Annotated in this window: 17 protein-coding genes; 7 read left to right on the forward strand and 10 right to left on the reverse strand. The window is 72.5% G+C overall.

Translation table 11 applies throughout. From position 1 onward, the window contains the following. Window positions 1-186 precede the first annotated feature (186 nt). The 5 genes from mug to ABZY44_RS14720 all read right to left on the reverse strand — a co-directional run bounded on the left by mug (window position 187) and on the right by ABZY44_RS14720 (window position 5,677). A complete protein-coding gene (mug, locus tag ABZY44_RS14700; RefSeq protein ID WP_356653635.1) occupies window positions 187-729 on the reverse strand; it encodes a G/U mismatch-specific DNA glycosylase in 543 nt (180 codons plus the stop codon). Next, a complete protein-coding gene (gene purB / locus ABZY44_RS14705) occupies window positions 726-2,159 on the reverse strand; it encodes an adenylosuccinate lyase (RefSeq protein WP_356653561.1) in 1,434 nt (477 codons plus the stop codon). The genes mug and purB overlap by 4 nt, the downstream gene beginning before the upstream one ends. 249 nt (window positions 2,160-2,408) lie before the next feature. Beyond that, entirely contained in the window at window positions 2,409-3,200 is a 792-nt protein-coding gene (locus ABZY44_RS14710) for an SGNH/GDSL hydrolase family protein (RefSeq protein WP_356653563.1), read from the reverse strand. Window positions 3,201-3,317: 117 nt separating this feature from the next. After that, on the reverse strand, window positions 3,318-4,337 hold the full coding sequence (locus tag ABZY44_RS14715; RefSeq protein ID WP_356653565.1) for a hemolysin family protein: 1,020 nt from the start codon (window positions 4,335-4,337) through the stop codon (window positions 3,318-3,320). Beyond that, window positions 4,334-5,677 (reverse strand): hemolysin family protein, encoded by a 1,344-nt coding sequence (locus ABZY44_RS14720; RefSeq protein ID WP_356653567.1) that lies wholly within the window; start codon window positions 5,675-5,677, stop codon window positions 4,334-4,336. Before ABZY44_RS14720 ends, ABZY44_RS14715 begins: the two co-directional genes overlap by 4 nt. A 214-nt stretch (window positions 5,678-5,891) precedes the next feature. Here ABZY44_RS14720 and ABZY44_RS14725 point away from each other — a divergent pair, with 214 nt between their 5' ends. Further along, entirely contained in the window at window positions 5,892-6,317 is a 426-nt protein-coding gene (locus ABZY44_RS14725; RefSeq protein ID WP_356653569.1) for a GNAT family N-acetyltransferase, read from the forward strand. A gap of 55 nt (window positions 6,318-6,372) precedes the next feature. On the opposite strand, the gene bioD is transcribed toward ABZY44_RS14725, so the two are convergent. Genes bioD through bioB form a run of 3 tightly spaced genes read right to left on the reverse strand, consistent with a single transcriptional unit; the run spans window position 6,373 to window position 9,686 of the window. Next, complete coding sequence (bioD, locus tag ABZY44_RS14730; protein ID WP_356653571.1) at window positions 6,373-7,143, reverse strand: dethiobiotin synthase; 771 nt, start codon at window positions 7,141-7,143, stop codon at window positions 6,373-6,375. 1 nt (window position 7,144) lies between these two features. Beyond that, complete coding sequence (locus ABZY44_RS14735; RefSeq protein WP_356653573.1) at window positions 7,145-8,458, reverse strand: adenosylmethionine--8-amino-7-oxononanoate transaminase; 1,314 nt, start codon at window positions 8,456-8,458, stop codon at window positions 7,145-7,147. Continuing rightward, a complete protein-coding gene (gene bioB, locus ABZY44_RS14740; RefSeq protein ID WP_356653575.1) occupies window positions 8,451-9,686 on the reverse strand; it encodes a biotin synthase BioB in 1,236 nt (411 codons plus the stop codon). Before bioB ends, ABZY44_RS14735 begins: the two co-directional genes overlap by 8 nt. A 154-nt stretch (window positions 9,687-9,840) precedes the next feature. Here bioB and ABZY44_RS14745 point away from each other — a divergent pair, with 154 nt between their 5' ends. Then, on the forward strand, window positions 9,841-11,013 hold the full coding sequence (locus ABZY44_RS14745; RefSeq protein WP_356653577.1) for an 8-amino-7-oxononanoate synthase: 1,173 nt from the start codon (window positions 9,841-9,843) through the stop codon (window positions 11,011-11,013). A 43-nt stretch (window positions 11,014-11,056) separates the two neighbouring features. On the opposite strand, the gene ABZY44_RS14750 is transcribed toward ABZY44_RS14745, so the two are convergent. Next, window positions 11,057-11,278 carry a DUF397 domain-containing protein gene (locus ABZY44_RS14750; protein ID WP_356653579.1) on the reverse strand — a complete coding sequence of 74 codons (222 nt, stop codon included), beginning with the start codon at window positions 11,276-11,278 and terminating at the stop codon, window positions 11,057-11,059. Between the two features lie 13 nt (window positions 11,279-11,291). After that, complete coding sequence (locus tag ABZY44_RS14755; protein ID WP_356653581.1) at window positions 11,292-12,176, reverse strand: helix-turn-helix transcriptional regulator; 885 nt, start codon at window positions 12,174-12,176, stop codon at window positions 11,292-11,294. Window positions 12,177-12,372: 196 nt separating this feature from the next. Here ABZY44_RS14755 and ABZY44_RS14760 point away from each other — a divergent pair, with 196 nt between their 5' ends. The 5 genes from ABZY44_RS14760 (at window position 12,373) to ABZY44_RS14780 (ending at window position 16,188) form a co-directional block, all read left to right on the forward strand. Further along, window positions 12,373-12,822, forward strand: a complete 450-nt coding sequence (locus ABZY44_RS14760; RefSeq protein WP_356653583.1) for an ATP-binding protein — start codon at window positions 12,373-12,375, stop codon at window positions 12,820-12,822. 281 nt (window positions 12,823-13,103) lie between these two features. Then, window positions 13,104-13,424: an urease subunit gamma gene (locus tag ABZY44_RS14765; protein WP_356653585.1), complete on the forward strand. Its 321-nt coding sequence runs from the start codon at window positions 13,104-13,106 to the stop codon at window positions 13,422-13,424. Beyond that, window positions 13,421-13,732, forward strand: a complete 312-nt coding sequence (locus tag ABZY44_RS14770) for an urease subunit beta (RefSeq protein ID WP_356653587.1) — start codon at window positions 13,421-13,423, stop codon at window positions 13,730-13,732. Before ABZY44_RS14765 ends, ABZY44_RS14770 begins: the two co-directional genes overlap by 4 nt. Beyond that, window positions 13,725-15,446, forward strand: a complete 1,722-nt coding sequence (locus ABZY44_RS14775; RefSeq protein ID WP_356653589.1) for an urease subunit alpha — start codon at window positions 13,725-13,727, stop codon at window positions 15,444-15,446. The genes ABZY44_RS14770 and ABZY44_RS14775 overlap by 8 nt, the downstream gene beginning before the upstream one ends. A gap of 67 nt (window positions 15,447-15,513) precedes the next feature. Continuing rightward, entirely contained in the window at window positions 15,514-16,188 is a 675-nt protein-coding gene (locus tag ABZY44_RS14780; RefSeq protein ID WP_356653591.1) for an urease accessory UreF family protein, read from the forward strand. The last annotated feature ends 36 nt before the right edge of the window (window positions 16,189-16,224 follow it).

Genomic DNA, 16,224 nt, shown 5'->3' on the forward strand with positions numbered 1-16,224 from the left:
TCCTCCGGTGCCGCGACGGCACCGTCTGCCCGTCGAAGAGCGGCGCTCGGCCCGGCGAGAGTGCGTGCGGGCGTCGTGACGGGGCGAACGTTCCTGACGCGGCCCGTGTCGTCATCTTTCGGATCTCGTCGGGCTTGCCCGTGGTGTCTGGCGCTGCGGGCCCCGGCAAGATCCGGAAGAGACGGCCTAAGTGCCCGAGTCGGCCGCCTCGCGGAGGCGGGCGTACTCGAGGGACATGGACTCGGCGGTCCAATGGGCGTTGAGACCGCTGGGGTTGGGGAGGGCCCAGACACGGGTGGCGCCGATGGTGCGCTCCTGGGGGCCGATCTGCGCTTTTCGTTCCCCGAAGGCGGTGCGGTAGGCGGTGACGCCGACCACGGCCAGCCACTGGGGGCGCAGCAGCTCGACCTTGGCCGTCAGGATCCGGCCGCCCTCGCGGAACTCCTCGGCGCCGAGTTCGTCGGCGCGTGCGGTGGCTCGGGCCACGACGTTGGTGATGCCGAGGCGGTAGGCCAGCAGTTCCTCCTGCTCCGCCGGGGCCAGGCGGCGCGGGGTGAAGCCCGACAGGTGCAGGACCGGCCAGAAGCGGTTGCCGGGGCGGGCGAAGTGGTGTCCCGTCGCGGCGGAGAGCAGCCCCGGGTTGATGCCGCAGAAGAGCACACGAAGACCGCCCGCGACCACGTCCGGGAGGACGCGGTCGCGGGCGGCGTTCAGCTCTTCGGGGGTCAGAGGATCGACCCCGGGGTGTAGCCGGCGGCCTCCGGGTGCTCCTTGGTGATCTCCTCGATGCGGGAGACCACCGAGGCGACCTGGTCGCCCGCGGCACCGGTGAAGGACAGCTTGTCGGCCATCAGGGCGTCCAGCTGGGCCCGGTCCAGCGGCATCCGCTCGTCGGCGGCCAGCTTGTCCAGCAGCTCGTTGCGCTCCGCGCCCTGCTCGCGCATGGCGAGGGCGGAAGCCACCGCGTGCTCCTTGATGACCTCGTGGGCGGCCTCCCGGCCGACCCCGGCCCGCACCGCGCCCATCAGGACCTTGGTGGTGGCCAGGAAGGGGAGGTAACGGTCCAGTTCGCGGGCCACGACGGCCGGGAAGGCGCCGAACTCGTCGAGGACCGTCAGGAAGGTCTCCATCAGGCCGTCGAGCGCGAAGAACGCGTCGGGCAGGGCGACCCGGCGGACCACGGAGCAGGAGACGTCGCCCTCGTTCCACTGGTCGCCGGCCAGCTCGCCGGTCATCGAGGCGTAGCCGCGCAGGATGACCATCAGGCCGTTCACGCGCTCGCACGAGCGGGTGTTCATCTTGTGGGGCATCGCGGAGGAGCCGACCTGGCCGGGCTTGAAGCCCTCGGTGACCAGCTCGTGACCGGCCATGAGGCGGATCGTCTTGGCGATCGAGGACGGGGCGGCGGCCAGCTGCACCAGCGCGGTGACCACGTCGTAGTCCAGCGAGCGCGGGTAGACCTGGCCGACCGAGGTGAAGGCCTGGCCGAAGCCGAGGTGGGAGGCGATGCGCTGCTCCAGGTCGGCGAGCTTCGAGGCATCACCGCCCAGCAGGTCGAGCATGTCCTGCGCGGTGCCGACGGGGCCCTTGATGCCGCGCAGCGGGTAGCGGCCCAGCAGGTCCTCGAGGCGCCCGTAGGCGACGAGCAGTTCGTCGGCCGCGGTGGCGAAGCGCTTGCCCAGGGTGGTCGCCTGCGCGGCGACGTTGTGGGAGCGGCCCGCCATGACCAGCTCGGCGTGTTCGCCGGCCAGCTTGCCGAGTCGGCCGAGGACGGCGACCGTACGGTCCCGGGCCAGTTCCAGCGAGAGCCGGATCTGGAGCTGCTCGACGTTCTCGGTGAGGTCGCGGGAGGTCATGCCCTTGTGGACGTGCTCGTGGCCGGCGAGGGCGTTGAACTCCTCGATGCGGGCCTTCACGTCGTGCCGGGTGACCTTCTCGCGCTCCGCGATGGAGGCGAGGTCGACGGTCTCCAGGACGCGCTCGTAATCGGCGAGGGCCTCGTCCGGGACCTCGATACCGAGGTCCTTCTGAGCACGGAGCACGGCGAGCCACAGCCGCCGCTCCAGCGTCACCTTGTACTCGGGGGACCACAGGACGGCGAGCTCCGCGGAGGCGTAGCGGCCGGCCAGGACATTGGGGATGCGGGGCTTGGCAGTCACGTAGAGAGATTCTACTTGGGCCCCGGCTGTGTGTTTACGCAGGTAGGGGCCCCGCCCCGGATTGTGCCTTGCTACGAGAGCCACGCCACAGCGCCACAGTGTCGCTGCCCCGCCCCGCCCCGCCGCAGCCCCCACAGCCCCCGCAGGGCCACAGCTCCCCGGGGCCCGCGGCATGGGCCCCGGTCCCTCGGCCCCCTCCGGCCCCCTCCGGCCCCCTCCGGCCCCGCCCAGCCCTGGCTGGCTGGCTGGCTAGGGGAGCCGCTCTTCCTGCCAGGCCTCGTACGCCAGCAGCTCCGGGCGCTTCGCCGGGCGGCCGTCCCCGCTGGAGCGGCCCGTCAGGCGGCGGCCGACCCAGGGGAGCAGGTGCTGCCGCGCGAAGCTGAGGTCCTGCGAGCGGCGCACGGCCCAGCCCGGCGGGGCGGCGGGCGGCAGCTCGGTGCGCCAGTCGGCCCCGGGCGGCAGGCCCAGCGCCTGCCAGACGGCCTCCGCCACCCTGCGGTGGCCCTCGGCCGTCAGGTGCAGCCGGTCCACGTCCCACATCCGGGGGTCCCCGAGGACGGCGGCGCCGTAGAGGTCCACCACGAGGGCGCCGTGCCGTGCGGCGAGCTCCTCGATGATGACGAAGAGCTCCTCCATGCGGGGGCGGAATCGTTCCATCACGGGCCCGTTGCGGCCCGGGGAGCGCATCAGGACCAGTGTCTTGCAGGAAGGCGCCAGCAGGCCGACGGCCTCCTCCAGGTGCCCGCGGACCCGGCCCATGTCGACCTTGGGACGCAGTGCGTCGTTGAGGCCGCCGACCAGGGTCACCACGTCGGCACCCATCGCGGCGGCCGCGGGGGCCTGCTCCGTGGCGATCTGGCCGATGAGCTTGCCGCGGACGGCGAGGTTCGCGTAGCGGAAGCCGGGCTCGCGCGCCGCGAGGCGGTCGGCCAGCAGATCGGCCCAGCCCCGGTAGGAGCCGTCGGGGAGCAGGTCGGACATTCCCTCGGTGAAGGAGTCGCCGACCGCGACGAGACTGGTGTAAGAGGCATTCATCTCCATGGCGGGAGCGATGCTACCGCGCGGTACCCCCTGCGCGCAGGCCCCGGCCCGGGGGCGGGCGGTGCCCCGGCCCCCTCAAGTGGGACCGGGGCACCGCCCGCCCGCGGCGGGGCGGGACTATGCGGAGGCCGGCCGGCCGAACAGCTCTCGCAGCACGTCCTCCATCGTGACCAGGCCCGTCATCACGCCGTCGGCCCCGAGGACCGCCGCCAGGTGCGTACGGCTGCGCCGCATCGCGGTCAGGACGTCGTCCAGCGGGGTCTCCGCCCGCACCTGGGCGATCGGCCGCAGCGCCGAGGCCGGAAAGGGCTCGTCGCGCTCCGTCACGTCCAGGGCGTCCTTGACGTGCAGGTAGCCCAGGATGCGGTGCTCCGCGTCGATCATCGGGAAGCGGGAGTACCCCGACTCCGCCGACAGCTGCTCCAGGCCGGCCGGGGTGATGCCCTCGTGGGCCGGAACCACCCGGTCGGAGGGCAGCACCACATCGGTGACCGGCCTGCGCCCGAGCTCCAGGGCGTCGTGCAGCCGCTCGCTCGCCCGGTCGTCGATGAGCCCCGCGTTACTGGAGTCCTTGACGATCCGCGCCAGCTCGTCGTCCGAGAAGGTCGCCGTGATCTCGTCCTTGACGTCCACGCGCAACAGACGCAGCAGGGTGTTGGCGAAGGCGTTGACCGTGAAGATCACCGGCCTCAGGGCCCGGGCCAGGGCGACCAGCGGCGGCCCCAGCAGCAGTGCCGTGCGCACCGGCTCGGCCAGTGCCACGTTCTTCGGCAGCATCTCGCCGAAGAGCATGTGCAGGTACGTGGCCAGGGCCAGCGCCACCACGAAGGAGATCGCGTGCGTCAGGCCGGCCGGTACCCCGAAGAAGTCGAACGCGGGGGTCAGCAGGTGTGCGATGGCCGGTTCGGCCACCACGCCCAGCACCAGCGTGCACAGGGTGATGCCCAACTGGGCGGCCGCCATGAGCGCGGACAGGTGCTCCAGGGCCCAGAGCACCGACTTGGCGCGCCGGTCACCCTGCTCCGCGTACGGTTCGATCTGGCTGCGCCGGACCGAGACCAGCGCGAATTCCGCGCCGACGAAGAAGGCGTTGACGACGAGGGTCGCCAGGCCGATCAGCAACTGGACGGCGGTCATCGCGCCTCCTCCCCGTCGTCGTCACGCGTGGTGGGCTCGGCCGGCACGTGCAGGAGCACCCGCGCCGCCCGCCGCCCGCCGGCGTCCACCACGTCCAGGCGCCAGCCGTCCAGCTCCAGGCTGTCGCCGACCACGGGGATCCGCCCGAGCTGGGTCGCTATCAGACCGGCCAGGGTCTCGTACGGGCCGTCCGGCACGCGCAGGCCGATCCGCTGGAGCTGGTCGGTGCGCGCGGAACCGTCCGCGGAGTACAGCGCGCGCCCCGCGTCGTCGGTGCCGGCCGCGTCCAGATCGGGGATCTCGTGCGGGTCGTGCTCGTCGCGTACTTCGCCGACGACCTCCTCGACGATGTCCTCGAGCGTGACCACTCCGGCCGTGCCGCCGTACTCGTCGATGACCACGGCCATCGTCTGCTTGCCGGACAGCAGGTCCAGCAGCCGGTCCACGGTGAGCGACTCCGGTACGAGCAGGGGCTCGCGCAGCAGATGCGACACCGGACGGCGGTGCCGCTCCGCCGCGGGCAGGGCGAGTACGTCCTTGATGTGGACGGTGCCGACGACGCTGTCGAGGCTGCCCCGGTAGACGGGGAAGCGGGACAGCCCGGTCGCGAGGGTCGCGTTCGCGACGTCCTCGGCGCTGGTCTGCACGTCGAGGGCGGTGACCTGGACGCGCGGGGTCATGACGTTCTCCGCGGTCAGATCGGCGAGGTTCAAGGTCCGCACGAACAGCTCGGCGGTGTCCTTCTCCAGGGCTCCCGCCTTCGCCGAGTGCCGGGCCAGGGCCACCAGCTCCTGCGCGGTGCGCGCCGAGGCGAGCTCCTCGGCGGGCTCCAGGCCGAACCGGCGCACCATGTGGTTCGCCGTGGTGTTGAGATGGCTGATCAGCGGCCTGAAAGCACGGGAGAAGACCCGTTGCATGGTGGCGACGCGCTTGGCGACGGCCAGCGGCGAGGAGATCGCCCAGTTCTTGGGCACCAGCTCGCCGACGACCATCAGGACGACGGTGGACAGCACGGTGCCGAGGATCAGGGCGGTGGAGGACGCGGCCCCGGCGGAGAGCCCCATGGCCTCGAAGGGGGCCTGGAGCAGGGCGGCGATCGAGGGCTTGGAGATCATGCCGATGACCAGGCCGGTCACGGTGATGCCGAGCTGGGCGCCGGAGAGCTGGAAGGTCAGGCTGCGGACGGCGGTCAGTGCGCTGTCGGCGCCGCGCTCGCCGCGCTCGACGGCCTGTTCCAGCTCGCTGCGCTCGACGGTGGTCAGCGAGAACTCGGCCGCGACGAAGACTCCGCAGGCAAGGCAGAGCAGCAGCGCCAGGAGGAGCAGGAGCACTTCGGTCATCGGTCGCTCACCTCCGTCCCATGATCGGCCAGGAGGAGTGCCGTCGCGCGGTGTCGTGCGGGGGAGGGAAGGGGACGGGGAGGCTCGCCCATGGGCGGACGCTCACACCTTTCGTTTCGGAGAGGAAGGGAACTGTCGCCTACAGGGTAAAGGAAAGGCAAAGTGATCGGATCATTCTTTTGGCGGACCCTCTCGGACGTGATGGGATCCGCGCATGAACGATCTTCGCATCGATCCCGCATCGGCGGCCGATCTCGCAGCCGTCCTCGACTTCTGGAAGGCTGCCGCCGAGGGCACGAGTATCAGCGATGACCTCGACGGCGTCGAGCGCCTCCACGCCCGGGATCCTCAGGCGCTGCTCCTCGCGCGCCGCGAGGGCGAACTGCTCGGCACGGTCATAGCCGGGTTCGACGGCTGGCGCTGCCACCTCTACCGGCTCGCGGTGCACCCGGACCACCGCCGCCGGGGGATCGGATCGGCGCTGCTCGCCGCCGCCGAGCAGCGGTTCGCGGCGCTCGGCGGGCGACGGGCGGACGCCATGGTGCTGGACCGCAACGAGCGCGGCCGCAGGGCGTGGGAGGCCGGGGGCTACCACCCGGAGGACCACTGGACCCGCTGGGTCAAGCCGCTGAACGGATGACGGAGCAGGGGTGGCCCGCCGGGGGCCGCCCCGCGGGCCCGCCGGCCGGGCCGCGTCAGGCGGGCCAGAGCGTCCGGAAGGACGGCTCCGACCAGGTGCCGTGGAGCGACGGCGCCAGCCAGGCGGGGGCCGCGGCGCGGAACGCGGCGGGCTCCAGCGCTCCCGCCCGCTCCGGGACCGCGCCCAGCAGGGGCAGGTCCGAGACCGACGGAAGGTCGGCCAGGTTGCAGCGGGCCGCCAGATCGGGACCGGCGGGCCAGCTGCCGATGACCACGCCCAGGCCGACGAGGCCCCGCGCCCGCAGGGCTTCGGCCGTGAGGGCCGTGGTGTTGAGCGTGCCCAGCCCCGCCGTGGCCACGACCAGGGTCGGGGCGCCCAGGAGCCGGGCGGCGTCGGCCAGGGTGTGGCCCTCCTCGTCGAAGCGGACCAGGAGACCGCCCGCGCCCTCGACCAGGACCAGATCGTGCGTCCGGGCGAGGCTGCGCGCCGCTCCGGCGATCTCGGCGGGGGAGACCGTGGCGAGGCCCGCGCGGCGGGCCGCCCGGTCCGGGGCCAACGGCTCCGGGTAGCGGACCAGTTCCGCCGTGGTGACGGAGCCGGCCAGGCGGACGACCTCCGCCGCGTCACCGTGTTCGTCCGGGCCGACACCCGTCTGGGCCGGCTTGAGGACGGCCACCGAGCGGCCGGCGGCGAGCGCGGCCGCCGCGACGGCCGAGGTGACGACCGTCTTGCCGATCTCCGTGCCCGTGCCGGACACCATGAGGACCGAGCCGGTGGGCAGGCCCGCCCCGTGCGCCGGGCGGTCGGCCGTGGGTACGGCGGTCATGTCAGGCCTCCTTCGCGGCCGCGAGGACACCGCGGCAGATGCGGTCCACGTCGGCGTCGCCCGTGACGAACGGCGGCATCGTGTAGATCAGGTCTCGGAACGGACGCAGCCACACACCCTCCCGGACCGCCGCCCGGGTGGCGCGCGCCACGTCGACCTGGTGGTCGAGCTGCACCACGCCGATCGCGCCCAGCACGCGGACCTCCTTGACCCCCGGGACCGAGGCCGCCGGAGCCAGTCCCTCGGTCAGGCCCGCCTCGATCCGCTTGATCTCGAGCGGCCAGTCCTGGCCGAGGAGCAGGTCGACGGAGGCCAGCGCGACGGCCGTGGCGAGCGGGTTGCCCATGAAGGTCGGTCCGTGGGCCAGTACGGGGACCTCGCCCCGGGAGATGCCGTCCGCCACCCGCTCCGTGCACAGGGTGGCGGCGAGGGTGAGGTACCCGCCGGTCAGTGACTTGCCCAGACACATCACGTCCGGGGTGATCCCCGCGTGGTCGGCCGCGAACAGCGCGCCCGTGCGGCCGAATCCCGTCGCGATCTCGTCCAGGATCAGGAGGACGCCGAACTCGTCGCACAGGTCGCGCAGGACCCGGAGGTAGGCCGGGTTGTGGAAGCGCATGCCGCCGGCGCCCTGGACCACCGGTTCGACGATCACCGCGGCCAGCTCGTCCGCGTGCGCCGACACCAAGGAGCGCAGGTGGGCGACGTACGAGGGGTCCACCGGTGCGGAGAACCCGCTCGGCGGTGCGTCCGCGAAGAGCTGGCGGGGGAGGATGCCCGACCACAGCTCGTGCATGCCGCCCTGGGGATCGCAGACGGCCATGGGCTGCCAGGTGTCCCCGTGGTAGCCGCCCCGCCAGGTGAGCAGGCGGGACTTCGCGGGGCGTCCCACCGAACGCCAGTACTGGAGGCACATCTTCACCGCGACCTCGACGGAGACCGAGCCCGAGTCGGCGAGGAACACGTGTTCCAGGCCGGCCGGGGTGATCTCGACGAGCTTCGCGGCCAGCCGGACGGCGGGCTCGTGGGTGAGCCCGCCGAACATCACGTGCGACATGCGGCCGAGCTGGCCGGTCACCGCCTCGTTCAGCACCGGGTGGTTGTACCCGTGGATCGCCGACCACCAGGAGGACATGCCGTCGACCAGCTCGTCGTTCCCCTGCGCCGGTTCGGCCAGCCGCAGCCGGACGCCCGAGGCGCAGGAGACGACGAGCGGTTCCTGCCGCCCGGGCATGGGGCCGTACGGGTGCCAGACGTGCTGCCGGTCCAGCGCGAGCAGTTCGGCGGCCGGCAGCGGGTCGTGAAGGTCAGGCATTGGGGGCGATGTCCGTCCCCGCGCCGCGTCGGCGCACCGCCACCAGGCCGGTGCGGACCTCTCCCGCCTCCGCCTGGGCCGGTACGGGGGCCTCGTGCCCGGAGTGGCCGGAGCAGCCGCCGCACGCCGAACCGCAGCCGGCCTCGTCCGCCGGGGCGGAGGAACCGCAGACCGAGGCGCCGGCGCCGTGCGAGCCGCAGCCGCCCTGTGCCTCCGCGACCTCGGAGCGGTGCGCGGGGAGGGTCGAGGTACCGGCCCCCTCCACCTCGAAACCGGCGTCCGCGATCATGTCGAGGTCGGCCTGTCCTGCCTGGCCCTCACTGGTCAGGTAGTCGCCGAGGAAGATCGAGTTGACGAGGTGCAGGGCGAGGGGCTGCAGGGTGCGCAGGTGGACCTCGCGCCCGCCCGCGAGGCGGACCTCGACGTCGGGGCAGACGAAGCGGACCATCGCCAGGATGCGCAGGGCGCGCTGCGGGGTGAGGTTCCACTCCTTGGCCAGCGGGGTGCCTTCGAAGGGGATCAGGAAGTTGACCGGCACCGAGTCCGGGTCCAGCTCGCGCAGCGAGTAGACGACGTCGACGAGGTCCTCGTCGCTCTCGCCCATGCCCGCGATCAGACCCGAGCAGGCCGACAGGCCGGCGGCGTGCGCCTTCTGCACCGTGTCGACCCGGTCGGCGTAGGTGTGGGTCTTGGTGATCTCGCCGTAGGTGGCTTCGGAGGTGTTGAGGTTGTGGTTGTAGGCGTCCGCGCCCGCGTCCTTCAGGCGCTCCGCCTGGCCGTCCGAGAGCAGACCGAGGCAGGCGCACACCTCGATGCCCTCGTTCTGCTCCTTGATGGCCTCGATGGTCTTGCCCACGCGGTCCACGTCACGGTCGGTCGGGCCGCGTCCGCTCGCCACCAGGCAGACCCGCTTGGCTCCGCCGGCCACGCCCGCGGCGGCGGCCTGGGAGGCCTCTTCCGGCTTCAGCCACGTGTACTTGAGGATCTCGGCCTTCGACCCCAGCCGCTGGGAGCAGTACGAGCAGTCCTCGGGGCAGAGCCCCGACTTCAGATTGACGAGGTAGTTCAGCTTGACCCGGCGCCCGAACCACTGGCGGCGCACCTTGCCGGCCGCGGCCACCACGTCGAGCAGTGCGTCGTCAGAGGTCGCCAGCACGGCGAGTGCCTCTTCGCGGGTCGGCAGCTCACGCCGCAGCCCCTTGTCCACGAGGGTGTTCAGCAGGTCCATGACGCGATCCTGGACCACACCACCACTCCCGGCCAAGGAGAGATCCGACAACATGGCCGGAAGAGAGTGTGTGTATCGCCACACCTGGCGCTCAAGTCACGATTGTTAGGGTCGTTCAGCTCTGTGGACTGCCGACAAAACACGAGGACCGCCGATGCCCCAGCACACGCCCGACCCCGTGGACGTCTTCGCCTGGATCGACGACGCGGAACGGGCCCGGGAGCGGGCCGGACTCGTCCGGACGCTGCGTCCGCGACCGGCCTCCTCACCGCTCCTCGACCTCGCGAGCAACGACTACCTCGGGCTGTCCCGGCACCCCGAGACGGTACGGGGCGCATGTGAGGCCGCCGGGCGCTGGGGCGCCGGAGCCACCGGATCCCGCCTCGTCACCGGCACGACCGAACTGCACGCGGAGCTGGAGCGCGAGCTCGCCGCGTTCTGCGGGTTCGAGGCCGCGCTGGTGCTCTCCTCCGGGTACGCCGCCAACCTCGCCGCCGTCACCGCCCTCAGCGACCGGGGCACGCTGGTCGTCTCCGACGCCGGGAACCACGCCTCGATCGTCGACGGGTGCCGGCTGTCACGCGCCGAGACCGCCGTCGTCCCGCACTCCGACCCGGACGCCGCGCGCAAGACGCTCGCCGCGCACGGCGGGCGGGCCCTGCTGGTCACCGACTCGGTGTTCTCCGTCGACGGGGACGCCGCTCCGCTGGCCCGCCACGCCGAGGCCTGCCGGGCCGAGGGCGCGGCCCTGCTCGTGGACGACGCGCACGGGCTCGGGGTCCTCGGCGAGGGCGGCCGCGGCGCGCTGCACGCCGCCGGGCTCGCGGGCGCGCCCGGGGTGGTGGCGACGATGACCCTCTCGAAGTCCCTGGGCAGCCAGGGCGGCGCCGTGCTCGGCCCGGCCAAGGTGATCCGGCACCTCGTCAACGCGGCCCGGACCTTCATCTTCGACACCGGGCTCGCTCCGGCCGCCACGGGCGCCGCGCTGGCCGCCCTGCGCCTGCTGGAGCGGGAACCCGAACGGGCGGGCCGCGCCCGCGAGGTGGCCGCCGAGCTGTACGGGCGGCTCACCGCGTCCGGCCTGACCGCGGCCCGGCCGGACGCGGCCGTGGTGTCGGTACGGGCCCCGTCGGCGTCGGCGGCACTGCGCTGGGCCGCCGACTGCCGCGAGGCAGGTCTGTCCGTGGGGTGCTTCCGGCCGCCGTCGGTGCCGGACGGCATCTCCCGCCTCCGGCTGACCGCGCGCGCCGATCTCACGGGGGAGGAGATCAGCCGGGCGGTGGAGACGATCCTCGGGACCGCTCCGGCCGGAGCCACGGACCGCTAGTCGGGGCCACGGGCGCGGGGGCGCCCGTTCATCCTCCCGGTGCCTACGGGGCCAGGTCCGCCCGTACGGAGACGAGGAAGCCGTCCCAGGCCGGCCCCGTGAAGAGCACGGCCGGGCCGTCCTCCCGCTTGGAGTCGCGGACGGCCAGCAGGCCGTCACCGAGGACGGCCGTTTCCACGCAATTGTTCATTCCGGTACTGCGACTGCTGCGCAGCCACTTCGCGCTGTTCAGGAGTCCGCCGGTGGATAAGGGGGTTGCGGACACGGGGAGTGCCTCCTTACGCGTCGTCAGCGAGGACGCTGATCAGGTCCGACGAATCGCGGGGCGGGAGGGCGTGCGCCTGGATGGTGCGGAACGCGGCGCTGTACGCCTCAAGGTCTTCCTTCCGCTCCAGATAGAGGCTACTCGTCAAATGGTCGAGTACCACCACATCCAGATCGGCGATGTTCGGAAATGAGAAGATGACGAACGGCCCGGTCAGGCCGAGATGTCCCCCCACGCTGAAGGGCAGCACCTGTAGCCGTACTTGGGGCAGGCTCGACACCTCCACCAGGTACCGCAGCTGCTCCGCCATCACCCCCGGCCCGCCGATCTTCCGCCGCAGCACCGCCTCGTCCAGGACCGCGCTCAGCTCCAGCGGCGGATCCGCCCGCAGTACGCACTGGCGCGCGAGCCGTACGTCGACCAGGGCCTCGACCTTCGGCTCCGGCAGTCCGCCGAGCGCCGCCCGGGTCACCGCGCGCGCGTACTCCGGTGTCTGCAACAGGCCCGGCACGACGGAGAGTTCGACGGTCCGGGCGGCCCGGGCGCTCGCCTCCAGGCTGATGAAGTCCCGGTACTCCTGCGGCAGCAGGCCCCGGTAGTCGTGCCACCACTGGCGCCCGCGCCCGGTGTCGGCGCCCGGGGCGGGGCCGGCCGCCGATACCGAGAGTGCTTCCAGCAGGGCGCGCTGCTGAGGGCTCGCGACGCTTCCGTAGGCGTCGAGCAGCAGTCGGATGTCCGCCACCTTGACGCCACTGCGCCCCGTCTCGATGCGGCTGATTTTCGACTGGTGCCATCCGACGAGCCGGGCCGCCTCACCACTGGTGAGTCCGGACCGGTCGCGCAGGGCGCGCAATTCCTCGCCGAGCTTGCGCCGGCGCACCGCGGGACCGTGTTGCACACCGCCTCCTTTTCACCGGCACAGGTGGCACCAGTCTGCCGTCCAAATAGGCTATTCCGTAGCAGAGTTCACCGCATTGAGCGACAGATATATGCATATCTTGAGGGAACGGCAGAAAACGGGGGACGATGGGTGACACTCTGGCGTCCAGCACAGACCGGGACGGTTCCGCCCCGGTGGGAAAGGGACCGTCGCCATGGCAGATCACCAGGAAGCATCCGTCACTCTGCCGAGCGATCCGGCCTCGGTCGCGGCCGCCCGCCGCTACGTCGCGGAGGTGCTCGGCGGGTGGGGACTGCCCGACGGGGCCGACATCGCGGACAGCGTCCGGCTGATCGTCTCGGAACTCGCCACCAACGCCGTGCAGCACACCTTCGGCCAGTCCCCCACCTTCACCGTGGACATCCGCCTGGAGCGCGAGGAGTGGCTGCGCGTCGGGGTGACCGACAGTCACCCGCGCTGGCCCAAGCGACTCCCGGCCGCCGTCCAGCAGGACAACGGCCGCGGCATGGTCATCATCCGCTGGCTCACCGCGGAGGCGGGCGGCCGGCTCTCGGTCAGCCCCACGGAGGACGGTGGCAAAACCGTCTGGATCGCCCTGCCGTGGACGGCCGGTGCCCCGGCGAGGACGCCCACCGGCTGCTGATCCCGGCCGGTCGCGTCGGGCTCCGACGCTGACGGCCCGGTACCTCCCCGAAACACGGGTTAACGCAGCGGAAAAGCAAGCCCCTTAGCGTGACGGCCACGTTCCCTCCGCCAATGATCACCCATGATTCGGCAAAGCGGCGGTGGTCGGGACGGAAAGCCTTCCTCTGTCTTGGACAAGACACGCTTGGCTCGGATACGCGCAGGTCAACAAAGTGTTGACGGCCCCCTAGGGTCGGCTCGGCGCGTTGTCGATCACGTCCCGGAAGCTTGGTGATTGCTGTGCAACTGACCCCCCACGAGCAGGAGAGACTGCTCATCCACGTGGCCGCCGACGTGGCCGGGAAACGCAGGGCGCGGGGCGTTCTCCTCAACCACCCCGAGGCGATCGCCCTCATCACGGCGCACATCCTCGAAGGCGCCCGCGACGGACGGACCGTGGCCCAGCTCATGGCCTCCGGCCGGACCGTCCTCTCCCGAGAGGAGGTCATGGAGGGCATCCCCGAGATGATCCACGACGTCCAGGTCGAGGCCACCTTCCCGGACGGCACCAAGCTCGTCACCGTCCACGACCCGATCGTCGACAAGGGGGCACCGGCATGATCCCCGGCGAAATCGCCTACGGGGAAGGCCCGGTGCACCTCAACGAGGGCCGGCCCGTCACCCGCCTCACCGTGCTCAACGCCGCCGACCGCCCCGTACAGGTCGGCTCGCACTACCACTTCGCCGAGGCCAACCCCGGCCTCGACTTCGACCGGGCCGCCGCGCACGGGCAGCGGCTCGACATCGCCGCCGGCACCGCGGTCCGCTTCGAGCCGGGCATCCCGGTCTCCGTGGCGCTCGTACCGCTGGGCGGACTGCGCACCGTGCCGGGCCTGCGCGGGCAGACCGGAGGGCCGCTCGATGGCTGAGGTGTCGCGCCAGGTCTACGCCGACCTCTTCGGGCCCACCGCCGGCGACCGCATCCGCCTCGCCGACACCGACCTCTTCGTGGAGATCGAGCAGGACCTCGGCGGCGGCCCCGGCCGGGCCGGCGACGAGGCCGTGTTCGGCGGTGGCAAGGTCATCCGGGAATCCATGGGGCAGGCCCGGACCACCCGCGCCGAGGGCGCTGCCGACACGGTCCTCACGGGCGTCGTGATCCTCGACCACTGGGGGATCGTCAAGGCCGACGTCGGCATCCGCGACGGCCGGATCTGCGGCATCGGCAAGGCCGGGAACCCCGACACGATGGACGGGGTGGCGCCCGCGCTCGTCATCGGCCCCGAGACCGAGATCATCGCGGGCAACGGGAAGATCCTCACCGCCGGCGCCATCGACGCGCACGTGCACTTCATCTCCCCGACCGTGATCGAGGAGGCCCTCGCCTCCGGGATCACCACACTCGTCGGAGGCGGCACCGGACCCGCGGAGGGGACCAAGGCCACCACGGTCACTCCCGGCCCCTGGCACCTGGCCCGCATGTTCGCCGCCCTGGAGGCCTATCCCGTCAACATCGGCCTCCTCGGGAAGGGCAACACCATGTCCCGTGAGGGAATGTACTCCCAACTGCGCGGCGGGGCGCTCGGCTTCAAGCTCCACGAGGACTGGGGATCCACCCCCGCCGTCATCGACGCCTGCCTCACCGTCTGCGAGGAGACCGGCGCCCAGGCCGCCATCCACACCGACACCCTCAACGAGGCCGGGTTCGTCGCCGACACCCTCGCCGCCATCGGCGGGCGGACCATCCACTCGTACCACACCGAGGGCGCCGGCGGCGGGCACGCACCCGACATCATCACCGTGGTCTCCGAGCCGAACATCCTGCCCAGCTCCACCAACCCGACCCGGCCGCACACCGTCAACACCGTCGAGGAACACCTCGACATGTTGATGGTCTGCCACCACCTCAACCCCGCCGTCCCGGAGGACCTCGCTTTTGCCGAGTCCCGGATCCGGCCCTCCACGATCGCCGCAGAAGACGTCCTGCACGACCTCGGGGCCATCTCCATCATCTCCTCCGACGCCCAGGCCATGGGCCGCGTCGGCGAGGTGGTCCTGCGCACCTGGCAGACCGCCCATGTGATGAAGAAGCGGCGCGGCCCCCTGCCCGGCGACGGACCGGCCGACAACCAACGGGCCCGGCGTTACGTCGCCAAGTACACGATCAACCCCGCCGTGGCGCAGGGACTCGCCCGCGAGATCGGCTCCGTCGAGACGGGAAAACTCGCCGACCTGGTGCTGTGGAACCCGGCCTTCTTCGGGGTCAAGCCCGAACTGGTCATCAAGGGCGGCCAGATCGCCTACGCGCAGATGGGCGACGCCAACGCCTCCATCCCCACCCCGCAGCCGGTCCTGCCGCGCCCGATGTTCGGTGCCCACGGGCGGGCGCCCGGCCTCAACTCGGTCAACTTCACCGCGCAGGCCGCCCTCGACGACGGCCTGCCCGAACGGCTCGGGCTCGGCAAGGAGTTCGTCGCCATCGAGAGCACCCGCAAGGTGACCAAGGCGGACATGCGCAACAACGACGCCATGCCGAGGGTCGAGGTGGACGCCGACACCTTCACCGTGACCATCGACGGCGAAGTGGTGGAACCGGCCCCGGCCACGGAACTGCCCATGGCCCAGCGCTACTTCCTCTTCTGATGGGCCCGGTCCTCATGACGAGCCGTGTCCTTCTGACGAGCCCGGTCCTTCCGGGGAGCGCGGTCCGATGAGCCTCGCCGCCCTCCTCGTCCTCGCCGACGGCCGCTTCCCCGCCGGAGGCCACGCCCACTCCGGCGGGGCCGAGGCCGCCTGTGCAGCCGGCCGCATCCACGACGCGGCCACCCTTGAGGAGTTCTGCCGGGGCCGGCTGCACACCGCCGGGCTGGTCGCGGCCGCCCTGGCGGCCGCCGCCGCCGACGGGCTGGACCCGGCCGCCCTCGACGAGGCCGCCGACGCCCGCACCCCGGTGCCCGCCCTGCGTGCCACCGCCCGCAGACTGGGCCGCCAGCTGATGCGGGCCGCCCGCGCCACGTGGCCCGCCGCCGAACTCGACGCCCTGGCCGCCGCGTTCCCGCGCGGCGCGCACCAGCCCGTGGTGCTCGGCGTCACGGCCCGCGCGGCAGGGCTGGGGCCCCTGGACGCCGCGCACGTGGCGGCGTACGAGAGTGTCAGCGGGCCGGCGACCGCGACCGTACGGCTGCTCGGGCTGGATCCCTTCCAGGCCAGCGGGGTGCTGGCCCGGCTGGCCCCCGAGCTCGACTCGGTCTCCCGGCGCGCGCGGCAGGCCGCCCTCCGGGCCCGCGCGGACGGTCCGCAGGCACTTCCCGCGGCCTCCTCGCCCCTGCTGGACATCGCGGCGCAGGCCCATGCCGACTGGCCGGTCCGCCTCTTCGCCTCCTGATCGCCCTGTCCGTGCCACCGCCCTGCCCTGCCCGCC

The sequence above is a fragment of the Streptomyces sp. NPDC006544 genome, from assembly GCF_040611715.1.
Lineage (GTDB): Bacteria > Actinomycetota > Actinomycetes > Streptomycetales > Streptomycetaceae > Streptomyces.

Coding starts and splice junctions, on each gene's coding strand:
- ABZY44_RS14710 (WP_356653563.1), bottom strand. CDS start 3,200: ATGGAGATGAATGCCTCTTACACCAGTCTCGTCGCGGTCGGCGACTCC.
- ABZY44_RS14715 (WP_356653565.1), bottom strand. CDS start 4,337: ATGACCGCCGTCCAGTTGCTGATCGGCCTGGCGACCCTCGTCGTCAAC.
- ABZY44_RS14720 (WP_356653567.1), bottom strand. CDS start 5,677: ATGACCGAAGTGCTCCTGCTCCTCCTGGCGCTGCTGCTCTGCCTTGCC.
- ABZY44_RS14725 (WP_356653569.1), top strand. CDS start 5,892: ATGAACGATCTTCGCATCGATCCCGCATCGGCGGCCGATCTCGCAGCC.
- bioD (WP_356653571.1), bottom strand. CDS start 7,143: ATGACCGCCGTACCCACGGCCGACCGCCCGGCGCACGGGGCGGGCCTG.
- ABZY44_RS14735 (WP_356653573.1), bottom strand. CDS start 8,458: ATGCCTGACCTTCACGACCCGCTGCCGGCCGCCGAACTGCTCGCGCTG.
- bioB (WP_356653575.1), bottom strand. CDS start 9,686: ATGGACCTGCTGAACACCCTCGTGGACAAGGGGCTGCGGCGTGAGCTG.
- ABZY44_RS14745 (WP_356653577.1), top strand. CDS start 9,841: ATGCCCCAGCACACGCCCGACCCCGTGGACGTCTTCGCCTGGATCGAC.
- ABZY44_RS14760 (WP_356653583.1), top strand. CDS start 12,373: ATGGCAGATCACCAGGAAGCATCCGTCACTCTGCCGAGCGATCCGGCC.
- ABZY44_RS14770 (WP_356653587.1), top strand. CDS start 13,421: ATGATCCCCGGCGAAATCGCCTACGGGGAAGGCCCGGTGCACCTCAAC.
- ABZY44_RS14775 (WP_356653589.1), top strand. CDS start 13,725: ATGGCTGAGGTGTCGCGCCAGGTCTACGCCGACCTCTTCGGGCCCACC.
- ABZY44_RS14780 (WP_356653591.1), top strand. CDS start 15,514: ATGAGCCTCGCCGCCCTCCTCGTCCTCGCCGACGGCCGCTTCCCCGCC.